Here is a 23,856-nt window from a genome sequence, read left to right as displayed (position 1 = left end):
AAGGGGCGGCACCTCCGCACAGGTGCCGCCCCTTCGTCTCGTGCACCGGAGCCGCCGCGATCGGTGAGGGTCGGGGACCGCCGACGGCTCCGGATTCCTGCGTGGCCCCGCACGGGCCACGGGTCTAGCGGTGGTCGCTGCCCTGGGACTGGACCGCCGCCCGGCCCGCCTCCAGGCGGGCCACCGGGATGCGGAACGGCGAGCAGGAGACGTAGTCGAGTCCGACCTCGTGGAAGAAGTGGACCGACTCCGGGTCGCCGCCGTGCTCGCCGCAGACGCCGAGCTTGAGGTCGGGGCGGGTCTCGCGGCCGGCCTTGGCGGCCAGCTTCACCAGCGAGCCGACACCGTCCTTGTCGATCGTCTCGAACGGCGAGACCCCGAAGATGCCCTTCTCCAGGTACGCCGTGAAGAAGGAAGCCTCCACGTCGTCCCGGCTGAAGCCCCACACCGTCTGGGTCAGGTCGTTCGTGCCGAAGGAGAAGAACTGCGCGGCCTCGGCGATCTGACCGGCGGTCAGCGCGGCGCGCGGCAGCTCGATCATCGTGCCGATGGACAGCTTCAGCTGCGTACCCGAGGCCGCCTCGACCTCGGCGATGACCGCGTCGGCCTCCTCGCGCACGATCTCCAGCTCCTGGACCGTGCCCACGAGCGGGATCATGATCTCGGCGCGCGGGTCGCCCTTGGCGGCCTTGCGCTCGGCCGCGGCCTCGGCGATGGCCCGGACCTGCATGGTGAACAGGCCGGGGATGACCAGGCCGAGACGCACACCGCGCAGACCCAGCATCGGGTTCTGCTCGTGCAGGCGGTGCACGGCCTGGAGCAGGCGCAGTTCGTTCTCGTGCGGCTCCTGGCGGGACTCCGCCAGCGCCACGCGGACCGAGAGTTCCGTGATGTCGGGCAGGAACTCGTGCAGCGGCGGGTCCAGGAGGCGGATGGTGACCGGGAGGCCGTCCATCGACTCGAAGAGCTGGACGAAGTCCTGCTTCTGGAGCGGCAGCAGCTGCTTGAGGGACTCCTCGCGCTCGGTGTCCGTGTCGGCCAGGATCAGCCGCTCCACGAGCTCGCGCCGGTCACCGAGGAACATGTGCTCGGTGCGGCACAGGCCGATGCCCTGGGCGCCGAAGCGGCGGGCGCGCAGCGCGTCCTCGGCGTTGTCGGCGTTGGCGCGCACCCGCAGGCGGCGCTTGCGGTCGGCGAAGGCCATCATGCGGTGGACGGCCTCGACGAGCTCGTCGGCGTCGTCGGCGCCCGGGTGCATACGGCCCTCGAAGTACTCCACGACCGGCGACGGCACGACGGGTACCTCACCGAGGTAGACCTTGCCGGAGGAGCCGTCGATGGAGACGACGTCGCCCTCCTCGACGACGTGGCCGCCCGGTACGGTCATCCGGCGGCGCTTGGTGTCGACCTCCAGCTCCTCGGCGCCGCAGACACAGGTCTTGCCCATGCCGCGCGCGACGACGGCCGCGTGGGAGGTCTTGCCGCCGCGGGAGGTCAGGATGCCCTCGGCGGCGATCATGCCGTCCAGGTCGTCGGGGTTGGTCTCGCGGCGGATCAGGATGACCTTCTCGCCGGAGCGGGACCACTTGACGGCCGTGTAGGAGTCGAAGACGGCCTTGCCGACGGCCGCGCCCGGGGAGGCGGCGATGCCGCGGCCGACCTGCGAGACCTTCGCGTCCTCGTCGAAGCGCGGGAACATCAGCTGCGCGAGCTGGGCGCCGTTGACGCGGGTGAGCGCCTCGGCCTCGTCGATCAGGCCCTGGTCGACCAGCTGGGTCGCGATGCGGAAGGCGGCGCCCGCGGTGCGCTTGCCGACGCGGGTCTGGAGCATCCACAGCACACCGCGCTCGATGGTGAACTCGATGTCGCAGAGATCCTTGTAGTGGTTCTCCAGCGTCTCCATGATCTGCATCAGCTGGTCGTACGACTTCTTGTCGATCTGCTCCAGCTCCGCGAGCGGCACGGTGTTGCGGATGCCCGCGACGACGTCCTCGCCCTGGGCGTTCTGGAGGTAGTCGCCGTAGACGCCCTGGTGGCCGGAGGCGGGGTCGCGGGTGAAGGCGACGCCGGTGCCGGAGTCGGGGCCGAGGTTGCCGAAGACCATGGAACAGACGTTGACCGCGGTGCCGAGGTCGCCGGGGATGCGCTCCTGGCGGCGGTAGAGCTTGGCCCGGTCGGTGTTCCAGGAGTCGAAGACCGCGTGGATGGCGAGGTCCATCTGCTCGCGCGGGTTCTGCGGGAAGTCCCGGCCGGCCTCGGTCTTGACGATCTTCTTGAACTTGGTGACGAGCTTCTTGAGGTCGGCGGCCTCCAGCTCGGTGTCGACCGTGACCTTCTTGGCCGCCTTGGCCGCGTCCAGCGCGTCCTCGAACAGCTCGCCGTCGACGCCCAGGACGGTCTTGCCGAACATCTGGATGAGGCGGCGGTAGGAGTCCCAGGCGAACCGGTCGTCGCCGGCCTGCTTGGCGAGGCCCTGGACCGACTTGTCCGAGAGGCCGATGTTGAGGACGGTGTCCATCATGCCGGGCATGGAGAACTTGGCTCCCGAGCGCACCGACACCAGCAGCGGGTCGTCGGCCTGGCCGAGCTTCTTGCCCATGCGGGCCTCGAGGGCGTCGAGGTGGGCGCTCACCTCGTCACGCAGTGCCGCCGGTTCCTCGCCGCTGTCCAGGTAGACCTTGCAGGCCTCGGTGGTGATGGTGAAGCCGGGCGGGACGGGGAGGCCCAGGTTCGTCATCTCGGCGAGGTTCGCGCCCTTGCCACCGAGGAGGTCCTTGAGGTCCTTGTTGCCCTCGGTGAAGTCGTAGACGAACTTCACGCCCTCAACGCTCGCGGCCTGCTCGGCTACCGGGAGATCTTTGTTTTCCGACACGGGTCTCGACTCCTCGAGGACGCGGTGGCTGCCCTGACGGGCAGGAACATACCCAGATCAAAGGCGTCTGGGTACGTCCACTTGTGCGTCATGCGCCTGTAACCACTCGTCCGCCAGCGGATTGAAAGTCAAGGCTGAGCAAGCGATCGCAGCCGCATGTTTTCACTTCTTGAACGCAAGAGCCTCCCTGAATCCCATTGAGCGCTCATGTGAGCGGAGTTTCCGCACATTTGATTTCGCTCGATGAACGATCAAAGGGTGGCACTCAGTGCCACCCTTTGGAGAAGTGCAGTCGCCCAAGATCCGCTCATCTGAGCGCAACCCTTATCAGGGGTGGCGAGAATCACGCTGCCACAGGCGCCGGGATTTCACCATGCGGACGTCGCCCGGGACCGTAACGCGGCCGTCACACCCCGAGCGCGCGCAGCCGCTCCTCGGCCCGTTCGGGCGCGTAGAGGTGCTCCACCACCATCGCACCGGCTCCCACCAGCGCGGCCCGCTCGCCCAGCCGTGCGGTCACGACCTCCAGGTGTGCGGTGGAGCGGGGCAGCGCCCGCTGGTACAGCAGTTCGCGCACGCCTGTCAGGAAGGCGGTTCCGGCCAGATCCCCGGCGATCATCAGGACACCGGGGTTGAGCAGCGTCACGACGGTCGCGAGAACGTCCCCGACCCGGCGCCCGGCCTCCCGGGCGAGCCCGACCGCCTCCGGATGCCCGGCCGCCAGCAGATCCCGTACGTCCGAGCCGGAGGCCGCCGGCACCCCGGCCTCCGCCAGGCGCCGGGCCACGGCGCCGCCGCTCGCGACGGCGGCCAGGCAGCCGTAGGAACCGCACCGGCACAGCGCCCCGGCGCCCTCCGGCACCCGGATGTGCCCGATGTCGCCGGCGCCGCCGTCGATGCCCCGGAACACCGAGCCGTCCACCACGACCCCCGCGCCGATGCCGGTGGAGACCTTGACCAGCACGAAGGCGGAGCAGCCGGGGTAGGCGGTGCGCTGTTCGCCGTACGCCATGAGGTTGGCGTCGTTGTCCACCAGCACGGGCACTCCGGCGGCGCCCGCGTGCTCGGTGAGCGCCCGGGTCAGGCGGCCCCGTATGTCGTAACCGTCCCAGCCGGGCATGATCGGCGGCTGGACGACGCGGCCGGTCTCGGTGTCGACCGGGCCGGGCACCGCGAGGCCGACCCCGCAGACCGCCTCCACCTCGTGCCCGGTCTTCTCCAGCAGCTCGGCGAACCAGCGGCCGAGTTCGCCGAGCACGGCGTCCGGCCCGTCCTCGACGACCAGGATGCCGGAATGCTCGGCGAGGATCTCGCCGCTCAGCGACAGGACCGCCGCCCGGGCGTGCCGGGTGTCGAGGTCGGCGGCCAGGACCACCGCGTGCTCGTCGTCGAACTCCAGGGTGATGGAGGGCCTCCCGCCGAGCGGTGACTCCACCGGCCCCCCGGCGCCCTCGCGCAGCCAGCCCGCGCGGAAGAGCCGCTCCAGCCGCTGCCCGACGGTGGCCCTGGACAGTCCGGTCGCCTGCTGCAGCGCACCCCGGGTCACGGCGCGGCGACTGCGCACCAGTTCGAGCAGATCGCCGGCGCTCGCCTGGCCCGCGCCTCGTCCGGTTCTCCCGGGCTGTCCGGTCATGTACACCCCCTTGTGTTTCCCAACCCTGCATTACATATTGGGTTTTGCGTGTTAAATAGACGTAACCCTACGGTAGCCCCTGCCGATCCTGGCCAGGAGTACGTCTTTGGGAGAGCCCCGAGTGGACCGCATCGCCCAGCTCACCACGCGTCCCGCGGGGCGCCAGATCGCATACGACCCGGCCGCCGCGCCGCCGTCCCTGCACGTCAGGGCCGCACAGGTGCTGGAGGACAACTGGACGGGCAGGTCCACCGTGCCCTCGCGCGGCCTGTATCCGCACCAGTGGTCGTGGGACTCGGCGTTCATCGCGATCGGCCTCAGGCACCTCTCGCCCTTACGGGCCCAGACGGAACTGGAGACGCTGCTGGCGGCCCAGTGGGCGGACGGGCGCATCCCGCACATCGTCTTCAACCCCTCCGTCCCCCTCGACGCGTACTTCCCGAGCCCCGACTTCTGGCGTTCGTCGACCGCCGGGCGCACCGCCGGCGCCCCGCGCACCGTACAGACCTCCGGGATCGTGCAACCGCCCGTCCACGCCCTGGCCGCGTGGCTGGTGCACCTCGCCGACCCGGGCCTGTCCAGGGCGCGCGGCTTCCTCACCCGGGCGTACCCCCGGCTGGCCGCCTGGCACGACTACCTCCTGCACCGTCGCGACCTCGGCGGGGACGGGCTGGTGTCCGTCGTGCACCCCTGGGAACAGGGTATGGACAACAGCCCCTGCTGGGACCGCCCGTTGTCCCGCGTCACCCCCGCCTCGGCCCGCTCCTTCCGCCGCGCCGACCTCGACCACGGCGCCCCCGAGGACCGGCCGACGGATCTGGACTACGGGCGGTACGTGCGGCTGGCCACCGACTACCGGGACGGCGGATACGCCGACGGAGCCGGTGCCTTCGCCGTCGAGGACCCGGCGTTCAACGCGCTGCTCATCGCCTCCGAGTACGCCTTGGCCCGGATCGCGCGGGAGCTGGGCGCGGCGGAGGCGTCCCGGGCGAGCCGCGCCGAGCGGCTCACCGCCACGCTCGTGGAGCGGCTGTTCGATCCGCCGGCAGGGATGTTCCTGTGCCGGGACGTGCGCGCCGGGGAGCTGATTCCCGAGCGCGGTGTCTCCGGGCTCGTCCCCCTGCTGCTCCCCGCCCTGCCGCGCGACCTCGCGGCCACCCTGGTGCGCACGGCCTGCGGCCCGCACTTCGGCCTCGGCGGCACGACCCGCCTGGTCCCGAGCTACGACCTGCTCGGGACGGCCTTCGACCCGCATCGCTACTGGCGCGGCCCCGCCTGGTTCAACACCAACTGGCTGCTGGAGCGCGGGCTGCGGCTGCACGGCGAGCGCGGCCGGGCCGACGCCCTGCGCAAGGGCATGCTGCACACCGCCGGCGCCTCCGGCTTCGCGGAGTACGTCGACCCGTACACGGCACAGGCCTGCGGCGTCACCGGTTTCGGCTGGACCGCCGCGCTCACGCTCGACCTGCTGCACGACCGGCCCGCACGGGGCGGGAACGGCCTCACGGCGATCAAGGGAGAGGACCGGGCATGACGGACCGGCATCATCTGCTCGTGCACGGCCGGACGTTCGCCGCCGTCGGCGACCGCGGCGACATCAGCGGCTACCGGGGCGGCAGCGCCCCGGACGGCATGTTCGTACGGGACGCCCGGCATCTGAGCCGGTGGCAGCTCACCGTCGACGGGGCGGTGCCCGACACGCTGACCCCGGTGGCCGACGGGGACACCGCGCGCTGTGTGCTCGTCCCGCGCGGCGGCCGGGACGAACCGCCCGCGTACACGCTCTTCCGCGAACAGGCCGTCGGAGACTCCTCGTTCGTGGAGTCGCTGCGCGTCACCAGCAACCGCCCGGTGCCCACGACGGTCCGCCTCGCGGTCACCGCCGACGCCGACTTCACCGACCAGTTCGAGCTGCGCTCCGACCACCGCACCTACACGAAGCCCGGCGCCGTCCGCTCCCGGCACGTGCTCGCACACGGCGTGGAGTTCGTCTACCGGCGCGGCGAATGGCGTTCCGTCACGACCGTGACGGCCGACCCGCGGCCGGACGTCGTGGAGGAGACCGGCACCGGCGCCCGCCGCCTGGCATGGACCCTGGACCTCGAACCGCACGGCACGGCCGAGCTGACCCTGCGGGTCATGGCCCGCCCGCACGGCGACCGGCGCGCCCTGCGCGTCCCCTGCTCCCCCGCCGCCGCCCAGGATCAACTGCGCGCCCGGGAGGACGAGTTCGTCCGGGACGTGGCTTTCCCGGCCGGCTGGCCCGGGCTGGCCGCCGCCTGCACCCGGGGTCTCGCCGACCTCGCGGCCCTCCAGGTCCCGGCCACCGGCCCGGACGGCGAGGACCTGCGCGTCCCGGCCGCCGGCGCCCCCTGGTTCCTGACCCTGCTGGGCCGGGACGCCCTGCTGACCTCGCTGTTCGCCCTGCCCTACCGGCCGGCTCTGGCCGCCGCCACGCTGCCCGCGCTCGCCGCGACCCAGGCCACCGGAACCGGCGCCGACGAGATCGCCCAGCCCGGCAAGATCGTGCACGAGGTGCGGCACGGCGAACTGGCCCACTTCGGCCAGGTCCCCTACGGCCGCTACTACGGCTCGGTCGACGCCACGCCGCTCTTCCTCGTCCTGCTCGGCGCGTACACCGAGCAGACCGGCGACACCGGCCCGGCCCGCCGTCTCGAACCCCACGCCCGGGCCGCGATCACCTGGATGCTCGACCACGGCGGCCTGACCTCGCGCGGCTACCTCGTCTACCGCGCCGACCAGGGCGGCCTCGCCAACCAGAACTGGAAGGACTCCCCCGGCGCCATCTGCTCCGCCGAAGGCACCCGCCCGCACGGGCCGGTGACGGCGGCGGGCGCCCAGGGCTACGCCTACGACGCCCTGCGCCGCACGGCGGGCCTCGCCCGCACGGTGTGGCGGGACGCCACGTACGCGCATCTGCTGGAGCAGGCGGCCGGCGACCTTCGCGACCGTTTCCAGAAGGACTTCTGGATGCCGGAGCACTCCTTCCCGGCCCTCGCGCTCGACGGCCGGGGCGAACAGGTCGACGCGCTGGCCTCCGACGCCGGGCACCTGCTGTGGTCGGGGCTGCTGGACAAGGAGTACGGCGAACTCGTCGGCCGGCGGCTCCTCGAGGCGGACTTCTTCTCCGGCTGGGGCGTGCGCACCCTGGCCGCCGGGCAGCCGGCGTACCACCCGCTCTCCTACCACCGCGGCTCGGTCTGGCCGCACGACAACGCGCTGATCGCCCTGGGGCTGGCCCGCTACGGGCTGCACGACGAGGCCCGCGCGATCGCCCGAGGCCTGGTCGACGCGGCGGGCGCGACCGGCCACCGGCTCCCGGAGGTCCTCGCGGGCTACGGCCGCGACACCCACCCGGAACCGGTGCCGTACCCGCACGCGTGCGTACGTGAATCCCGTTCGGCGTCGGCCCCGTTGGCGCTGCTCACGGCGGTCGGGGTGGTCTAGGGCCTGTCGTTTGGATCAGCCCGCAGACGCGGGGCCTGGCACGCGCATCTGCCGCGTTGTCGTCGGTTGCCGACGCTCCGCGTCGACGCCCTCCTCCGCCTTGCAGCTGCACGCACCAGGCCCCGCTCACCGGCATGGACAAGAACCGCCGATCTCCTGCGACCTGATCCAAACAACAGACCCTGGGGCCCGGTTGGCCCCCCCGTTTGCCGGGTGTTTGCCGAGCGCCGGCCCGGCGGGCTGAACACACCTGGTGGACGCACCGTACGGAACGGTGGCGGACCCGTACCCCCACCCGGGTCCGCCGCCTCACCGGTTCCGTACGGGAAGGACCTCCGGGTGCCTGTCTTCACACGCTTCAGCAAGTCGTCGCAGTCGGGCGACGGCGTACCCGAGGTCGGGACCGGGACGGAGGGCGGGGAACAGGGGGAAGGCGAGAGAGAGGAGAGGGCAGAGGCAGTGGCCGATCCCGCTCCGGCGGCTTCCCGAGCCGGCTTCGGGCACCGGCTGACCGGCCTGCGCACCCGGCTCACCCGGGCCGCCGCTCCCGGACGCCGGCCGGGCCGCATCCGCACCTGGCGCACCCGCCACCACCGGGCCGCCCGCGCCGTCCGCCTGGCCACCACCGTGCTCGCCGCCGTCCTGGTCCTGGGCGCCCTGCTCCTGCCCAACACGCTCCCCGCCCTGAGGGCGGCCGGCTTCGCGCGGATCCCGGCGGAGGCGGTTCTCGGGGCCGTCTTCGTCCTGGCGCTGCCGCGCCGCCCCCGGCTGGTGGCGTCGGTGCTGTACGGGCTCGGCCTCACCGCCCTGACCACGGTGAACCTGCTCGACATGGGGTTCAACGAGTACCTGGGCCGGGGCTTCAACGCGGCGCTCGACTGGGACCTGCTGCCCGACGCGCAGGCGTACGTCGAAGACACGCTGGGCGGGGGCGTCGCGACCGCCGCCGCCCTCGGCGCGGTGGTGCTCGTGCTGCTCGTGGCGGCCGTCATGGTCGCGGCGTCGCTCCGGCTCGCCGACGTGCTGGCACGCCACCGGCTGCGGGCGTCCAAAGGCGCCCTGGTCGCCGGCACCGTCTGGGTCGCCTGCTCCGCCCTGGGCCTGACGCTGTTCGGCGGGCCGATCGCCTCCGAGCGCGGCGCCGGGGCCCTCAAGGTGCACGCACAGCGGACGGTGGAGTCACTGCGGGACGAGGCGGCGTTCGTGCGGCAGTCCAAGGCGGACACCTTCGGCAACACTCCGCCCGGCGAGCTGCTGCCCGATCTGCGCGGCAAGGACGTGATCTTCACGTTCATCGAGAGCTACGGCCGCAGCGCCATCGAGGACCCGATCACGGCCCCCGGCGTCGACCGCACCCTGGACGCCGGCACCGAGGCCCTGAAGAAGGCCGGCTACGACGCCCGCAGCGGCTGGCTGACCTCGGCGACGTACGGCGGCAGCAGCTGGCTCGGCCACTCCACGACCATGTCCGGCCTCTGGATCGACAACCAGCGGCGCTACCGCACGGTCAGCGCAGGCGACCACCTCACCCTCACCAAGGCGTTCCAGAAGACCGGCGCCTGGGACACCGTGGGCGTCATGCCGGGTGTGCAGAAGGGCTGGCCGGAGGAGAAGTGGTACGGCCTCGACAAGCTCTACGACGCCTTCGACCTGGGGTACCGGGGCCCGAAGTTCAGCTGGTCGACGATGCCCGACCAGTACGCGCTGGAGGCGTTCCAGCGGCAGGTGCACGGAAAGAAGCGCGACAAGCCACTGATGTCGTTCGTCATCCTGACCTCCAGCCATCAGCCCTGGGCGCCCCTCCCGAAGACGGTCGGCTGGGACGAACTCGGCGACGGCTCCGTCTTCGACGCGATCCAGAAGGCGGGCAACAAGGCGTCGGACATCATCACCGACACCACCAGGTCCCGACAGGAGTACGGCAAGTCCATCCAGTACTCGGTCACCAGCCTCACCCAGTGGCTTCGGCGCTACGGCACCGACGACACCGTCCTGGTCTTCCTCGGCGACCACCAGCCCATCGCCCGGGTCAGCGGGAACCACGCAAGCCGGGACGTGCCGGTGACGATCGTCGCGAAGGACCCGAAGGTCCTGGACAAGGTCGCCGGCTGGAAATGGACGGACGGCCTCAAGCCGGACCGCGACGCGCCCGTGTGGAAGATGAGCTCCTTCCGCGACCGCTTCCTGAAGGCGTTCGGCTCCACACCGCGCCCCTCCAAGGGTTGATCAGCCGCCCGAGGTGTCGAGCTCGGCGTCCTCGCCGACCCCGGCGCAGTCGTAGGGGTCCTTCAGCCAGCCGTCGGGCAGCACCACCCGATTGTTGCCGGACGTACGGCCCCGGGGCCCGTCGGCACCGGCGGGCCAGGGCTGGTCGAGGTCCAGCTCGTCCAGGCCGGAGCGCAACTCCTCCAGGGACGAGGTGATCGCGAGGCGCTTGCGCATCTCGGAGCCGACCGCGAAGCCCTTGAGGTACCAGGCGACGTGCTTGCGGAAGTCGATCACGCCCCGGGCCTCGTCGCCGATCCACTCGCCGAGCAGGGTGGCGTGCCGGACCATGACGTCGGCGACCTCGCGCAGGGCGGGGCGGGCGATGTCCTCGGTGCGGCCCTCGAAGGCGGCGACCAGGTCCGCGAACAGCCACGGCCGTCCCAGGCAGCCGCGGCCCACGACCACGCCGTCGCAGCCGGTCTCGCGCACCATCCGCAGAGCGTCCTCGGCGGACCAGATGTCGCCGTTGCCGAGCACCGGGATCTCCGGCACGTGCTCCTTCAGCCGGGCGATGGCGTCCCAGTCGGCGGTGCCGCCGTAGTGCTGGGCGGCGGTGCGGCCGTGCAGGGCGATGGCGGTGACGCCCTCCTCCACGGCGATCCGGCCGGCGTCGAGGAAGGTGATGTGGTCGTCGTCGATGCCCTTGCGCATCTTCATCGTCACGGGCAGGTCGCCGGCGCCGCTGACGGCCTCGCGCAGGATGGCGCGCAGCAGGTTCCGCTTGTAGGGCAGCGCGGAGCCGCCGCCCTTGCGGGTGACCTTCGGCACCGGACAGCCGAAGTTCAGGTCGATGTGGTCGGCGAGGCCCTCCTCCGCGATCATGCGGACGGCCTTGCCGACGGTCGCGGGGTCCACCCCGTACAGCTGGATCGAGCGCGGCGTCTCCGTCGCGTCGAAGTGGATCAGCTGCATGGTCTTCTCGTTGCGTTCGACCAGCGCCCGGGTGGTGATCATCTCGCTGACGAACAGGCCCTTGCCGCCGCTGAACTCTCTGCACAGGGTGCGGAAGGGCGCGTTGGTGATCCCGGCCATGGGGGCCAGGACGACAGGGGGCCGGACGGTGTGCGGGCCGATCTGGAGGGGCGTGGACATGCCTCCATTGTGCCGTGCAATGAGCCGGTAAAATTCATTAGTTAGCCACACTATCGAAATCGGCGTACGATGAGCCGCATGCCCGAGCTCAGCCCCCGCCGCCGCATGCTGGTGCTCGCGATCTGCTGCATGAGCCTGCTGATCGTGAGCCTCGACAACACGGTCCTGAACGTGGCCCTGCCCTCCATGCAGCAGGACCTGCACGCCAGTACGTCGGGTCTGCAGTGGACGATCGACGCGTACACGCTGGTCCTCGCCTCGCTGCTGATGCTCGCGGGCTCCACGGCCGACCGGGTCGGCCGCAAGCGGGTCTTCATGGCCGGTCTGGTCGTTTTCACGATCGGCTCCGTGCTGTGTTCGCTCGCGCCGAACCTGGAGGCGCTGGTCGCGTTCCGCATGGTGCAGGCGGTGGGCGGCTCGATGCTGAACCCGGTCGCCATGTCGATCATCACCAACACCTTCACCGAGCCGCGCGAACGGGCCCGGGCGATCGGCGTCTGGGGCGCGGTCGTCGGCATATCGATGGCCGCGGGCCCCCTGGTCGGGGGGCTCCTCGTCGACTCCGTCGGCTGGCGCTCCATCTTCTGGATCAACCTGCCGGTGGGCCTGGCGGCCCTGCTGCTCACCCTGCGCTTCGTGCCCGAGTCCCGCGCCCCTCGCGCCCGCCGCCCCGACCCCGTCGGGCAGGTGCTGGTGATCGCGCTGTTCGGCTCGCTGACGTACGCGATCATCGAGGCGCCGAGCACGCCCTTCCGGTCCCTCGCGCCCCTGGCCGTCGTCGCCCTGGCCGCCCTCGCCGGACTGCTCCTCTACGAGCCGCGCCGCAAGGAACCGCTGATCGACCTGCGCTTCTTCCGCTCGGCGCCGTTCAGCGGGGCGACGGTCATCGCGATCAGCGCGTTCGCCGCGCTCGGCGGCTTCCTGTTCCTGTCGACGCTGTACCTGCAGAACGTGCGGGGGCTGACCGCCCTGGAGGCGGGCCTGTGGATGCTGCCGATGGCCGTCCCGACCTTCCTGTGCGCGCCGCTGTCGGGCCGCCTGGTGGGAACGCGCGGCCCCCGCCTGCCCCTGCTGATCGCGGGCTTCGCGATGACGACGAGCGGTGTCCTGTTCGCCGCGTTCGAGGCGGAGACCTCGAACGTCACGCTCTTCGCCGGCTACGTCCTGTTCGGCGTCGGCTTCGGGTTCGTCAACGCGCCCATCACCAACACGGCGGTCTCCGGCATGCCCCGCGCGCAGGCGGGCGTCGCGGCGGCCGTCGCCTCCACGAGCCGCCAGCTCGGGCAGACGCTGGGGGTGGCCGTGGTGGGCGCGGTGCTCGCCTCGGGCGTCGGCGCGTCCTCGTACCGGGACACGTTCGTGTCCGCGGCGCGGCCCGGGTGGTGGATCCTCGCGGTGTGCGGCTTCGCGGTGCTGGCACTGGGAGCGGTGACGAACGGACGGTGGGCCCGGGGCACGGCCGACCGGGCCGCCGCGAGGCTGGAGTCGGCGGACGTGCGGGACGCGGCCGGGGTCGGTGTATGAGCCGACGCATCTCCCACGGCCGCTCGACGATCCGGTCGTCCGGGCATGAACGCCTTCAAGCAGTCCACAACGTCCGGGCACGGCCGCGTCGTACGGACGACGGCCGGCCGCGGACCAGCGATCACCCGCCGGCGTGAACGGCCTGCCGTGCCACGGCGATCGCCTGCAGCTCCTCCAGCCGCTCGCGTGACTCCGCGTCCGCCGGGACGTAGGTGACGATCCGCGGACCCGCGCCCGGCGTCAGCCACAGGTCCGTGTGGTCGACGGTGATACGGCCGACGTGGCGGTTGCGGAACTCCTTGCGTTTGGTGCGGTGGGCGACCACCTCGTGACGGTCCCAGGCCCTGCGGAACTCGGGGGACTCCGTGTGCAGCCGGTTCAGCAGCGTCTTCCAAGCCGGTTCGGCGAGATGGCCGGCCATCGTCGCGCGGAAGCGGGCCGCCATGAGGCGCTGGGTCTCCTCCAGGTGCACGATCGAGGACTGCCACTCGGGGTGGGTGTAGGAGAGGAGGATGCAGTTGCGGTCCTCGGGCGGGACCGTGTCCAGGTCGCACAGCAGCAGCCCGTACGTGCGGTTGTGGGCGAGGATGTCGCTCACAGCCTGATAACCGTCTTCCGGGGAAACCCTGTTGATGCCGGTCTTGCTGCACACTCCTTGCTGCGAGCAGTCCGGGACGGCGGATTTCTCGACGCGGGAGGCGACATGACACAGATCGACACGAGCAAGGTCAGCCGGTGGGACCAGCACGGCCGGGAGCACGTGGTGCGGGTGCACCGGACGGGTGTGCAGCGCACGATCAGATGCGACACCTGCGGGTGGCACAGAGGCGCCCAGTTCCTGCCCTGGCTGAAGGCGGAGGAACATCTGCTGGAGGCCCACCAGGCCACCGTGGATCCGACGGCGGCATAGAGGCCGGGGCGGCGGGCCGGCCGGGGCCGCTGACGTGCCGGGAACTACGGCGCTCGCCGCAGCCCCTGCACCAGCAGGTCGACGACCGCCGCGAAGTCGGCCTCGGTGCCCGGCTCCTCCCACTCCCGCGCGTAACAGGGGTCGTGGAAGCGGCCCGTGGCCTGGAAGACCGCGCGGGCGGAGGCCTCCGGGTCGGTGGCGGCGAAATCGCCGGTCTCGACGCCGGCCTGGATGATGCGGGTCAGCTGCGTCTCCAGGTCGGTGATGTGCTCGCCCACCGCCGTGCCGTTCTCATCGGTGAGGACCATGTACGTGGCGAACAGCTCCGGGTCCTCGCCCGCCTTGCGGCGCTTGGCGGCGAACAGCGCGGCGAGCCAGTCCCGCAGCCGGTCCTCCGGAACACGGTCCGCGGCGACGATCCCCGACAGCTGCCCGGAGGTGCGGTCCAGCCAGCGCTTGGTGACCGCCTCGCGCAGGGCCGCCTTCGTCCGGAAGTGGCGGTAGACGCTGCCGTGGCTGACACCGAGCGCGCGCGCCACGTCCACCACGGTGGCCTTGGCCGGGCCGTGACGGCGCAGCACCTCCTCGGTGGCCTCGAGGATGCGCTCGGCGGTCAGAGTCTCGCTGGTCGGTGCCATGCCCTGACCGTACCCGGAGCCCGGTTCAGCCCTCGAGGTGTGCCATCTGGGCCGCCGGGTAGCGGTCGCCCGCGGCTGCACCGGCCGGTACGGCCTCCTCGATCGCGGCCAGGTCGGCCGGCTCCAGCGTCACGTCCAGCGCGCCCAGCGCCTCCGTGAGCCGGTCGCGGCGGCGGGCCCCGACCAGGGGCACGATGTCCTCACCGCGGGAGAGCACCCAGGCGATCGCGATCTGCGCGACGCTGACGCCCTTCTGCTCGGCGATCTTCCGCAGGGCCTCGACGAGGTCCAGGTTGTGCCGGAGGTTGTCGCCCTGGAAGCGCGGCGACATCGCCCGGAAGTCGCCCGCGCCGAGCTGCCGGTCAGCGGTGAAGTGGCCGGAGATCAGGCCGCGGGAGAGCACGCCGTACGCCGTGATGCCGATCCCCAGCTCCCGGACGGTGGGCAGGACCTCGTCCTCGATGCCGCGGGATATGAGGGAGTACTCGATCTGGAGGTCGGACACGGGCGCGGTGGCCGCCGCACGGCGGATCGTCCCGGCGCCGACCTCGCTGAGGCCGATGTGCCGCACATAGCCCTTCTCGACGAGTTCCCCTATCGCGCCCACCGTCTCCTCGATCGGCACGTCCGGGTCGAGGCGGGCGATGCGGTAGACGTCGATGTGGTCGACGCCGAGCCGCTGGAGGGAGTAGGCGGCGAAGCTCTTCACGGCGGAGGGACGGCCGTCGTAGCCGAGCCAGCTGCCGTCCGGGCCGCGCAGCGCGCCGAACTTCACGCTGACCTGGGCCTGTTCGCGCCGGGCCGCGGGGGCGGTGCGCAGGGCCTCGCCGATCAGCATCTCGTTGTGACCCATGGCGTAGAAGTCGCCGGTGTCGAGCAGGGTGACGCCCGCTTCGAGCGCCGCGTGGATCGTCGCGATGGACTCGGTCCGGTCCGCCTCGCCGTACAGGGCGGACATGCCCATGCAGCCGAGGCCGAGGGCGGAGACCTGGGGGCCCGTGGTTCCGAGGGGTCGGTTGCGCATCGTCATGCCCTCCACCATGCCATGACAGCTGACAGATTTCAATATCTGTCAGCTGTCACTTGTCAGCGAGACTGCTGCGTCACCCGAGGGAGCACGCCAGCCGGACCCCTGAAGCCGCCGGAACGCACCGATGCCGGGCCCCTCCGAGGAGGAACCCGGCACCGCGACGCGAGAAAAAAAGCGATCAGCAGCCGATCAGGCGGGCCGCCAGGTAGCCCTCGATCTGGTCGAGGGAGACGCGCTCCTGCTTCATCGAGTCGCGCTCGCGGACGGTGACCGCGTTGTCGTCGAGCGTGTCGAAGTCGACGGTCACGCAGAACGGCGTGCCGATCTCGTCCTGACGGCGGTAGCGGCGGCCGATGGCGCCGGCGTCGTCGAACTCGATGTTCCAGTTCTGCCGGAGCGCCTGGGCGAGACCCTTGGCCTTCGGGGACAGCTCCGGGTTGCGGGACAGCGGCAGCACCGCGACCTTCACCGGGGCGAGGCGCGGGTCGAGGCGCAGCACGGTGCGCTTCTCCATCTTGCCCTTGGCGTTGGGGGCCTCGTCCTCGATGTAGGCGTCCAGGAGGAATGCCAGCATCGCGCGGCCGACACCGGCCGCGGGCTCGATGACGTACGGAGTCCAGCGCTCGCCGGCCTCCTGGTCGAAGTAGGTGAGGTCCTGGCCGGAGGCCTTGGAGTGGGCGCCGAGGTCGTAGTCGGTGCGGTTGGCCACACCCTCGAGCTCGCCCCACTCACTGCCGCCGAAGGAGAACCGGTACTCGATGTCGGCGGTGCGCTTGGAGTAGTGGGAGAGCTTCTCCTTCGGGTGCTCGTACCACCGCATGTTCTCCTCGCGCAGGCCGAGACCGGTGTACCAGTTCCAGCGCTGCTCCATCCAGTACTCCTGCCACTTCTCGTCCTCGCCCGGCTTGACGAAGAACTCCATCTCCATCTGCTCGAACTCGCGGGTGCGGAAGATGAAGTTGCCGGGCGTGATCTCGTTGCGGAAGGACTTGCCCATCTGGGCGATGCCGAACGGCGGCTTGCGGCGCGAGGTGGTCTGCACCTGCGAGAAGTTGGTGAAGATGCCCTGGGCGGTCTCGGGACGCAGGTAGGCGACGGAGCCGGAGTCCTGCGTCGGGCCGAGGTGGGTGGACAGCAGGCCCGAGAACTGCTTGGGCTCGGTGAACTGGCCCTTGTTGCCGCAGTTGGGGCAGTTGAGGTCGGCCAGGCCGTTCTCCGGGGCGCGGCCCTTCTTCTCCTCGTAGGCCTCCTCCAGGTGGTCCGCGCGGAACCGCTTGTGGCAGGAGGTGCATTCGGTCAGCGGGTCCGTGAAGGTGGCGACGTGACCGGAGGCGACCCAGACCTCGGGGGCCAGGATCACGGACGAGTCGATGCCCACGACGTCCTCGCGCGACGTCACCATGTAGCGCCACCACTGGCGCTTGAGGTTCTCCTTGAGCTCGACACCCAGGGGGCCGTAGTCCCAAGCGGCGCGCTGACCGCCGTAGATCTCACTACAGGGGAATACGAAGCCACGGCGCTTGCTCAGGCTGACGATGGTGTCGATCTTGTCGGCGGCCACGGTGCTCTCTTCATTACGACGACGGGCGACGAAGCGAGTTGCTTCCAGCGAATGTCTCAGGTTACCGGCGGGGACGCCCCCTCAATCAAATCGCGCCCCCTGCGGCGGCCTCAAGGCCCTGCTCAGGCGGTTTGTTGACAACGGTTTCCATATTTGTTGAAAATGAGTGTCATGAACGTACGACGACGCCTCATACCCGCCGCCGCGGCCGCCTCTCTCGGCCTCGGCGCCCTGACCGCCTGCTCCAGCGACAGCGCGGCGACGGGGAACACGGACAAGTTCGATGTCGTCGCGTCGTTCTACCCCATGGCGTATCTCGCCCAGCAGATCGGCGGCGACCACGCCAACGTCACCAGTCTGACCGAGCCGGGCCAGGAGCCGCACGACCTGGAGATCAGCACCAAGCAGCGCGCGCAGCTGGAGGAGGCCGACGCGGCGCTCTACCTGAAGGGCCTCCAGCCCGCCGTCGACGAGGCCGTCGGCCAGACCGGCATCAAGACCAAGATCGACGCGGCCACGCTGACCCACCTCGAGGACCACGGCACCGGCGGCCACAGCCACGAGGGCGAGGAAGGACACTCCGAGGAAGGCCACTCCGAGGAGGAGCACGGCCGCGACCCGCACGTCTGGCTCGACCCGGTGAAGTACGCCGAGATCGCCCAGGGCGTCGGCAAGGCCTTCGAGAAGGCCGACCCGGACCACGCGGCCGACTACAAGAAGAACACCGAGGCCCTGGTCACGAAGCTGAACGGGCTCAACAGCGACTTCGAGAACGGCCTGAAGGACACCAAGACCAAGGTCTTCTTCACCAACCACGCCGCCTTCGGCTACCTCGCCGAGCGCTACGGTCTCACCCAGGAGGCCATCTCCGGCATCGACCCCGAGAGCGAGCCCAGCGGCGCCCGGGTCCGGGAGCTCCAGCAGGAGGCGAAGGCCGACGGCGTCACCACCGTCTTCTACGAGACACTGGTCTCCGACAAGACCGCGAAGACCCTCGCCCGCGACGCGAACCTGAAGACCGACGTCCTCGACCCGCTCGAGGGCATCACCGACAAGTCCCGCGGTGACGACTACGTCCAGGTCATGGAATCCAACCTCAAGGCCCTGCAGAAGGCCCTGGGAGCCAAGTGATCGACCCATCGGAGGACGGCATGACCGAGCCCGTCGTATCCCTGCGCGGCGTTCGCGCGGACCTGGGCTCGCGCCCCGTGCTGCGCGGCATCGACCTCACCGTGCACCGCGGCGAGGTCGTCGCGCTGCTCGGCGCGAACGGCTCGGGCAAGTCGACGGCCGTGCGCAGCGTCATCGGCCAGGTGCAGACCGGTGCCGGTGAGATCGAGCTGTTCGGCACGGACCGCAGGCGGTTCCGCGACTGGCACCGCGTGGGCTACGTCCCGCAGCGCACCACGGCCGCCGGCGGCGTGCCCGCCACGGTGACCGAGGTGGTCTCCTCCGGCCGCCTGTCCCGGGCCCGCTTCGGCGTACTGCGCAAGGCCGACCACGCGGCCGTACGAAGCGCCCTGGAGCTCGTCGGCATGGCCGACCGGGCCAAGGACTCGGTCGACGCCCTCTCCGGCGGCCAGCACCAGCGCGTGCTGATCGCCCGCGCGCTCGCCTCCGAACCCGAACTGCTGATCATGGACGAGCCGATGGCCGGTGTCGACCTGGCCAGCCAGGAGGTCCTCGCGCACACGCTCACCGAGCAGGTCTCCCAGGGCGCGACCGTGCTGCTCGTGCTGCACGAACTGGGCCCCCTGGAGCCGCTGATCGACCGGGCGGTCGTGCTGCGCGACGGCTGCGTCGTCCACGACGGGCCGCCCCCGAAGGCCGTCGGCCAGCACGCGCTGCCCGGCCACGACCACGTACACCCGCACGCACCAGCGGGCGCCGAACCGATCCGCACGGGACTGCTGAGCTGATGGACTTCCTCGACTACGCCTTCATGCAGCGAGCCCTGCTCGCCGCCGTCCTGGTCGGCATCACCGCCCCCGCGGTCGGCATCTACCTGGTGCAGCGCCGTCAGGCCCTGATGGGCGACGGCATCGGCCACGTGGCGATGACCGGCGTCGGCCTCGGCTTCCTGCTGACCTGGTCCCCGGTGTGGATGGCGACCCTCGTCTCCGTCCTCGGCGCGGTCCTCATGGAGCTGATCCGCTGGTACGGCAAGACCCGCGGCGACATCGCCCTCGCGATGCTGTTCTACGGCGGCATGGCCGGCGGTGTGATGTTCATCAACCTCGCGCCGACGGGCTCCAACGCCAACCTGACCTCGTACCTGTTCGGCTCCCTGTCGACGGTGTCCCAGTCGGACGTCACGGCGATCTGCGTCCTGGCCGGCTTCGTCGTCCTGGTCACCCTCGGCCTGCGGCGGCAGCTGTTCGCGGTCAGCCAGGACGAGGAGTTCGCCCGGGTGACGGGGCTGCCGGTGCGCGTGCTGAACCTGCTGACGGCGGTCACGGCGGCCGTCACGGTGACGGTGGCGATGCGGGTGGTCGGGCTGCTCCTGGTCAGCGCGCTGATGGTGGTGCCCGTCGCGGCCGCCCAGCAGATCACCCGCAGCTTCGCCGCCACCTTCGTGATCGCCGTGGCCATCGGCGTGAGCGTGACGATCGGCGGCACCGTCACGTCGTACTACCAGGACGTGCCGCCCGGCGCGACGATCGTGCTGCTGACCATCGGCGCGTTCATCGCCCTGACGGCGCTCGCGGCCCCGCTGGCACGCCGCCGCGCCCGCGCCCGGGCGGCCGCGGACGGCGCCACCGACCCCGGGGACTGCACGATCCCGGGCAGCCGCCGGGCGGCCGACGAAGTCGGCGTCTGACCGCCCCCACCCCGGGCTGGCACAATGGCCCGGGCAAGGCAGACGTGAGGAGGCAACGGTGACGACCGCTGGACCGTCCGTGAAGGGCCGCGCCACCAAGCAGCGGGCCGCTGTGTCGGCGGCCCTGCAGGAGGTCGACGAGTTCCGCAGCGCGCAGGAACTGCACGACATGCTCAAGCACAAGGGCGACTCGGTCGGGCTCACCACGGTCTACCGCACCCTGCAGTCCCTCGCGGACGCCGGTGAGGTCGACGTCCTGCGCACGGCCGACGGTGAGTCGGTGTACCGGCGTTGCTCCACCGACGACCATCACCACCACCTCGTGTGCCGCGGTTGCGGCAAGGCCGTGGAGGTGGAGGGGCCGGCGGTTGAGAAGTGGGCCGAGTCCATCGCCGCGGAGCACGGGTATGTGAACGTGGCTCATACGGTGGAGATCTTCGGGACCTGTGCCGACTGTGCGGCTGCCTCCGGCGGTTGAGCCGTCCCCGCCGTTGGGGTGAGTACGCGTTGCGGGGTGCGGGTGCGTGGGGTTGTTCGCGCACTTCCCCGCGCCCCTGAGGTCGGAAGGCTCCTGGCCTGCTACGCGCCACGGGCGCTCAGCCTGCGCCGGACCAGCAGCGACAGGGCGGAGGCGGCCAGGATCACGGCGCCGCCGGCCCGCAGGATGAGGTCGTGGGCGCGTTCCGGGCCGGTCTCGGGGGTGAGCGAGGTGATGGCCGCCGCCACGGCCGCGGGGCCGATGGCGCCGAGCGTGACGAGGGCGGTGAGGACGACGCCCGAGGCCTCTCCGGCGCGGGCGGGCGAGACGACCTGCCGGGTGGCCACACTGGCGAAGGTCCAGCCCAGGCCGAGCCCGAGCGCGCACCAGGTGAAGACGGGCAGGTAGACCCACCAGGACCAGGCCCAGCTCAGTCCGATCATCCCGGTGCCCGCTACGGCCCCGGCCGGCGCCATGACGCTGGTGGCGCGCATCCGGCCGGACAGCCGGGGGTCCGGCGAGGTGCGCCGACGGCGGTGGAACCCATGCCACCAGCACACCGCCGCCACGGTCCGGCGGCCACCGGAAGGGCCGCCGTCCCGTGCTCGCTACGGCTGCTCGCCCTCCATGGCCAGCAGCTCCTCGTTGGGGATCGCCCCGCCGAAGCGGCGGTCCCGCGAGGCGAACTCCAGGCAGGCCCGCCACAGGTCACGCCGGTCGAAGTCCGGCCACAGCACGTCCTGGAAGACCATCTCGGCGTAGGCGCTCTGCCAGATCAGGTAGTTGGAGGTGCGCTGCTCGCCGCTGGGCCGCAGGAACAGGTCCACGTCCGGCATGTCCGGGTAGTACATGTACTTCGCGAAGGTCTTCTCGTTGACCTTCGAGGGATCGAGCCTGCCGGCCTTCACATCCGCCGCCAGCGCCTGCGCCGCGTCGGCGATCTCGGCCCGGCCGCCGTAGTTCATGCAGAAGTACAGCGTGAGCTTGTCGTTGTCCTTGGTCTGCTCCTGGGCGATCTGGAGCTCCTTGGCGACGGACCGCCACAGTTTCGGCATCCGTCCGACCCAGCGCACCCGGATGCCCAGCGCGTCGAGCTGGTCCCGGGTCTTGCGGATGAAGTCCCGGTTGAAGTTCATCAGGAAGCGCACCTCGTCCGGCGAACGCTTCCAGTTCTCGGTGGAGAAGGCGTAGAGGGAGATCGCGCCGACGCCCATCTCGATGGCGCCCTGGAGCACGTCCAGCACGCGCTCGGCGCCGACCTTGTGCCCCTCGGTACGCGGCAGGCCCCGGTCCTTGGCCCAGCGGCCGTTGCCGTCCATGACGATCGCCACATGCTGCGGTACGAACTCCCCGGGGACCTTCGGGGGCCGCGCGCCGGACGGGTGCGGCTCCGGCGTCCTGTACTCCCGGCGCTGGCGCCCCAGGATCCCGCGTACGGCCATGTGTTTCTCGTCTCCTCGTGCTCGCTTGCTTCTGTGCTGCTCTGTTGTGCGCTACTTCTCGACGTAGCGCAGGGAGCGCAGCCCGCGCTCCATGTGCCAGTGCAGATACGCGGACACCAGCCCGCTGCCCTCCCGGACGTAGCGCGCCTCGCACGCGTCCGCGGTCTCCCAGTCTCCCGTCAGCAGGGCACCGAGGAGCTCCAGGGCCTGGGGAGAGGGTACGACGCTGCCGGGGACACGGCAGTCCACGCAGACGGAACCGCCCGAGGCGACCGAGAAGAACCGGTTGGGTCCGGGCATCCCGCACTTCGCGCAGTCGGTGAAGCTCGGGGCGTACCCGTTGACGGCGAGGGAGCGGAGCAGGAAGGCGTCGAGCACGAGATGGGGTGCGTGCTCCCCCCGGGCGAGGGTCCGCAGTCCACCGACCAGCAGCAGGTACTGCTGTACGGCCGGTTCCCCCTCGTGGTCGGTGAACCGCTCGGCGGTCTCCAGCATGACCGTCCCGGCCGTGTACCGGGCGTAGTCGCTGACGATGCCGCCGCCGTACGGCGCGATGGTCTCGCTCTGGGTGCACAGCGGCAGCCCCCGTCCGACCAGCTCGCTCCCCTTGGCGAAGAACTGCACGTCGACGTGGGAGAACGGCTCGAGACGCGCACCGAACTTCGACTTCGTCCGGCGCACGCCCCGGGCCACCGCGCGTACCCGTCCGTGACCGCGTGTGAGCAGCGTGATGATCCGGTCCGCCTCACCCAGCTTCTGGGTGCGCAGCACGATGCCGTCGTCGCGGAACAGACTCATGGAGCCATTCTGGCAGGGCCGTCACGTCAAGGGACCTCGCCCCTGCTGCGGGCGTTGGCGTACGCGGTCGCCGCGCGCAGCCGCTCGGCCGGGGTGGCGTGCCGGACGGCTCCGGGGTCGGCGTCCCACTCCCTGCCGCCCCCGTACGGCCTCAGCTGCACGTAGGGCCCCTCATGCCCCATCACGATGCCGATGCGGCCGCTGCGGGTGTCCACGACATACGCGCCGACGGGAGGCTTCATCGCGGCACCGCCGCGAGCCGCCGGGCGTCGTCCGGGGAAGTCCGGCCCGACACGACGAGCGGGCAGGGCGCTTTCCGCGCGAGACCCACCGGGTCAAGTCCCAGTGAGAGCCGGATAATTCCGGCCTTGGCGAGTTCTGCCCGCAATTCTTTCACCGCGTCCTCCGCTTCTCCGGCGCAGAGCGCCGAGTGTCGTGCCTCCACCGTGCTCCCCTCCCCTGCGGGTTTTCACTCTTCGCGTCTCTCTGGTGACGCTCGGCGACTACACTCCGGAGGGGTCTGTGTTCTACAACTGCCATGCAACGCAGAGGGGTTCGGCACGAGGCGCTGCAAAACGGGGGTCTTTTCGAAAGAATCCAGTCGTGAGAGCGACGGAAAGGCATCCGGAGCCGGAATGGGGCATGCGTCCCGCGCGGCCGGCGGACGTCGAGGCGATAGCGGAACTACGGGCCGTGGTGATGCGCCCGGACCTGGAGCGGCTGGGCCGCTACGACGAACGCCGGGTCAGGCAGCGCCTGCGGGAGGGCTTCTCCCCCCGGCACACGTCGATCATCACGTCGGCGGGCGCTTTCGCGGGCAGCGTCACCCTGCGTCCGTCCGAGAACGGCCACTGGCTGGAGCACTTCTACCTCACCCCGGCCCTCCAGGGCCGCGGCCTGGGCTCGGCGGTCCTGCGCACCCTGCTGACCACCACGGACGCCTCCGGCGACCTCGTCCGCCTGAACGTCCTCCAGGGCAGCCCGGCCCGCCACCTCTACGAACGCCACGGCTTCGCGGTGGAGACACAGGACCCGATCGACGTCTTCATGCTGCGCCGCCCCCCGACTCACCTCGCAGACCCGGGTTCGGCGCAGGCCGCGGCGATGACCGAGGAGTCCCGGTAGAACGGGCGGACCTCGGTGATCCGCCCGTCCTTGACCGTGATCGTCTGCAGGACAGGGAAGCGGAGCTCACGACCGGTCGCACGAGCCCGGGCGCGAACCCGGGTGAGCACGACAGCGGTCTCGCCGGTAGCGAGGAACTCCTGCTCCACCATGTCGAAGGCCGGCAGTGTCCGCGGCTCGCCCTAGGTCCAACGTC

20 protein-coding genes and 2 pseudogenes are annotated in these 23,856 nt (G+C 71.1%); 10 read left to right on the top strand and 12 right to left on the bottom strand.

Annotated elements, in window-relative coordinates; all coding sequences use genetic code 11:
* Positions 1-124: 124 nt before the first annotated feature.
* A complete protein-coding gene (ppdK, locus tag ABTX60_RS06505) occupies positions 125-2,872 on the bottom strand; it encodes a pyruvate, phosphate dikinase (protein WP_502992285.1) in 2,748 nt (915 codons plus the stop codon).
* 406 nt (positions 2,873-3,278) lie between these two features.
* Entirely contained in the window at positions 3,279-4,505 is a 1,227-nt protein-coding gene (locus ABTX60_RS06500; protein WP_352095928.1) for an ROK family transcriptional regulator, read from the bottom strand.
* A 121-nt stretch (positions 4,506-4,626) separates the two neighbouring features.
* On the opposite strand from ABTX60_RS06500, the gene ABTX60_RS06495 reads away from it, so the two are divergent.
* The 3 genes from ABTX60_RS06495 to ABTX60_RS06485 all read left to right on the top strand — a co-directional run bounded on the left by ABTX60_RS06495 (position 4,627) and on the right by ABTX60_RS06485 (position 10,199).
* Positions 4,627-6,039, top strand: a complete 1,413-nt coding sequence (locus ABTX60_RS06495; protein ID WP_352096167.1) for an MGH1-like glycoside hydrolase domain-containing protein — start codon at positions 4,627-4,629, stop codon at positions 6,037-6,039.
* Positions 6,036-7,973 carry an amylo-alpha-1,6-glucosidase gene (locus ABTX60_RS06490; RefSeq protein WP_352095927.1) on the top strand — a complete coding sequence of 646 codons (1,938 nt, stop codon included), beginning with the start codon at positions 6,036-6,038 and terminating at the stop codon, positions 7,971-7,973. Before ABTX60_RS06495 ends, ABTX60_RS06490 begins: the two co-directional genes overlap by 4 nt.
* A gap of 516 nt (positions 7,974-8,489) precedes the next feature.
* Positions 8,490-10,199 (top strand): sulfatase-like hydrolase/transferase, encoded by a 1,710-nt coding sequence (locus ABTX60_RS06485; RefSeq protein ID WP_502992289.1) that lies wholly within the window; start codon positions 8,490-8,492, stop codon positions 10,197-10,199.
* Here the strand turns inward: ABTX60_RS06485 and dusB are convergent, their stop codons facing one another.
* Positions 10,200-11,333, bottom strand: coding sequence for a tRNA dihydrouridine synthase DusB (gene dusB / locus ABTX60_RS06480; protein ID WP_352095926.1), 1,134 nt, complete (start codon positions 11,331-11,333; stop codon positions 10,200-10,202). It abuts the gene before it with no gap.
* Positions 11,334-11,411: 78 nt separating this feature from the next.
* Here dusB and ABTX60_RS06475 point away from each other — a divergent pair, with 78 nt between their 5' ends.
* The gene (locus ABTX60_RS06475) at positions 11,412-12,857 is read left to right on the top strand and encodes an MFS transporter (protein ID WP_352095925.1); all 1,446 of its coding nucleotides are present in this window, start codon (positions 11,412-11,414) and stop codon (positions 12,855-12,857) included.
* Between the two features lie 121 nt (positions 12,858-12,978).
* Here ABTX60_RS06475 and ABTX60_RS06470 read toward each other — a convergent pair.
* A pseudogene (locus ABTX60_RS06470) lies at positions 12,979-13,452 on the bottom strand (MmyB family transcriptional regulator); the annotation flags it as partial.
* Between the two features lie 108 nt (positions 13,453-13,560).
* Between ABTX60_RS06470 and ABTX60_RS06465 the strand changes: the two are divergent.
* A complete protein-coding gene (locus ABTX60_RS06465; RefSeq protein ID WP_352095924.1) occupies positions 13,561-13,767 on the top strand; it encodes a hypothetical protein in 207 nt (68 codons plus the stop codon).
* A gap of 44 nt (positions 13,768-13,811) precedes the next feature.
* On the opposite strand, the gene ABTX60_RS06460 is transcribed toward ABTX60_RS06465, so the two are convergent.
* The 3 genes from ABTX60_RS06460 to ABTX60_RS06450 all read right to left on the bottom strand — a co-directional run bounded on the left by ABTX60_RS06460 (position 13,812) and on the right by ABTX60_RS06450 (position 16,996).
* The gene (locus ABTX60_RS06460; protein WP_351632135.1) at positions 13,812-14,405 is read right to left on the bottom strand and encodes a TetR/AcrR family transcriptional regulator; all 594 of its coding nucleotides are present in this window, start codon (positions 14,403-14,405) and stop codon (positions 13,812-13,814) included.
* A gap of 25 nt (positions 14,406-14,430) precedes the next feature.
* Positions 14,431-15,429: an aldo/keto reductase gene (locus ABTX60_RS06455; protein WP_502992288.1), complete on the bottom strand. Its 999-nt coding sequence runs from the start codon at positions 15,427-15,429 to the stop codon at positions 14,431-14,433.
* Positions 15,430-15,613: 184 nt separating this feature from the next.
* Positions 15,614-16,996, bottom strand: a complete 1,383-nt coding sequence (locus ABTX60_RS06450) for a glycine--tRNA ligase (protein ID WP_352095922.1) — start codon at positions 16,994-16,996, stop codon at positions 15,614-15,616.
* Positions 16,997-17,167: 171 nt separating this feature from the next.
* Between ABTX60_RS06450 and ABTX60_RS06445 the strand changes: the two genes are divergently transcribed.
* The 4 genes from ABTX60_RS06445 to ABTX60_RS06430 are packed head-to-tail and all read left to right on the top strand — an operon-like array spanning position 17,168 to position 20,295.
* On the top strand, positions 17,168-18,127 hold the full coding sequence (locus ABTX60_RS06445) for a metal ABC transporter substrate-binding protein (protein ID WP_352095921.1): 960 nt from the start codon (positions 17,168-17,170) through the stop codon (positions 18,125-18,127).
* 20 nt (positions 18,128-18,147) lie between these two features.
* Complete coding sequence (locus ABTX60_RS06440; protein ID WP_352095920.1) at positions 18,148-18,915, top strand: metal ABC transporter ATP-binding protein; 768 nt, start codon at positions 18,148-18,150, stop codon at positions 18,913-18,915.
* Positions 18,915-19,817, top strand: a complete 903-nt coding sequence (locus ABTX60_RS06435; RefSeq protein ID WP_352095919.1) for a metal ABC transporter permease — start codon at positions 18,915-18,917, stop codon at positions 19,815-19,817. Before ABTX60_RS06440 ends, ABTX60_RS06435 begins: the two co-directional genes overlap by 1 nt.
* A 58-nt stretch (positions 19,818-19,875) precedes the next feature.
* Positions 19,876-20,295, top strand: a complete 420-nt coding sequence (locus ABTX60_RS06430) for a Fur family transcriptional regulator (protein ID WP_352095918.1) — start codon at positions 19,876-19,878, stop codon at positions 20,293-20,295.
* A gap of 101 nt (positions 20,296-20,396) precedes the next feature.
* On the opposite strand, the gene ABTX60_RS06425 is transcribed toward ABTX60_RS06430, so the two are convergent.
* The 4 genes from ABTX60_RS06425 to ABTX60_RS06410 are packed head-to-tail and all read right to left on the bottom strand — an operon-like array spanning position 20,397 to position 22,777.
* Positions 20,397-20,855: an MFS transporter gene (locus tag ABTX60_RS06425; RefSeq protein ID WP_352095917.1), complete on the bottom strand. Its 459-nt coding sequence runs from the start codon at positions 20,853-20,855 to the stop codon at positions 20,397-20,399.
* A 48-nt stretch (positions 20,856-20,903) separates the two neighbouring features.
* Positions 20,904-21,737: an isoprenyl transferase gene (locus ABTX60_RS06420; RefSeq protein ID WP_352095916.1), complete on the bottom strand. Its 834-nt coding sequence runs from the start codon at positions 21,735-21,737 to the stop codon at positions 20,904-20,906.
* A gap of 51 nt (positions 21,738-21,788) precedes the next feature.
* Positions 21,789-22,535 (bottom strand): DNA repair protein RecO, encoded by a 747-nt coding sequence (gene recO, locus ABTX60_RS06415; RefSeq protein ID WP_003990109.1) that lies wholly within the window; start codon positions 22,533-22,535, stop codon positions 21,789-21,791.
* A 26-nt stretch (positions 22,536-22,561) separates the two neighbouring features.
* A complete protein-coding gene (locus ABTX60_RS06410) occupies positions 22,562-22,777 on the bottom strand; it encodes a hypothetical protein (RefSeq protein ID WP_030836519.1) in 216 nt (71 codons plus the stop codon).
* 400 nt (positions 22,778-23,177) lie between these two features.
* On the opposite strand from ABTX60_RS06410, the gene ABTX60_RS06400 reads away from it, so the two are divergent.
* Complete coding sequence (locus ABTX60_RS06400; protein WP_352096165.1) at positions 23,178-23,660, top strand: GNAT family N-acetyltransferase; 483 nt, start codon at positions 23,178-23,180, stop codon at positions 23,658-23,660.
* On the opposite strand, the pseudogene ABTX60_RS06395 reads toward ABTX60_RS06400, so the two are convergent.
* Positions 23,603-23,821 (bottom strand): annotated as a pseudogene (locus ABTX60_RS06395) (nuclear transport factor 2 family protein); the annotation flags it as partial. The gene ABTX60_RS06400 and the pseudogene ABTX60_RS06395 overlap by 58 nt on opposite strands.
* Positions 23,822-23,856 lie beyond the last annotated feature (35 nt).

Source organism: Streptomyces sp. NPDC126510 (assembly GCF_040302345.1).
Classification (GTDB): Bacteria; Actinomycetota; Actinomycetes; order Streptomycetales; family Streptomycetaceae; genus Streptomyces.
Note: the sequence above shows the minus strand (reverse complement) of the source record. Positions and strands in the feature narration are given on the sequence as shown.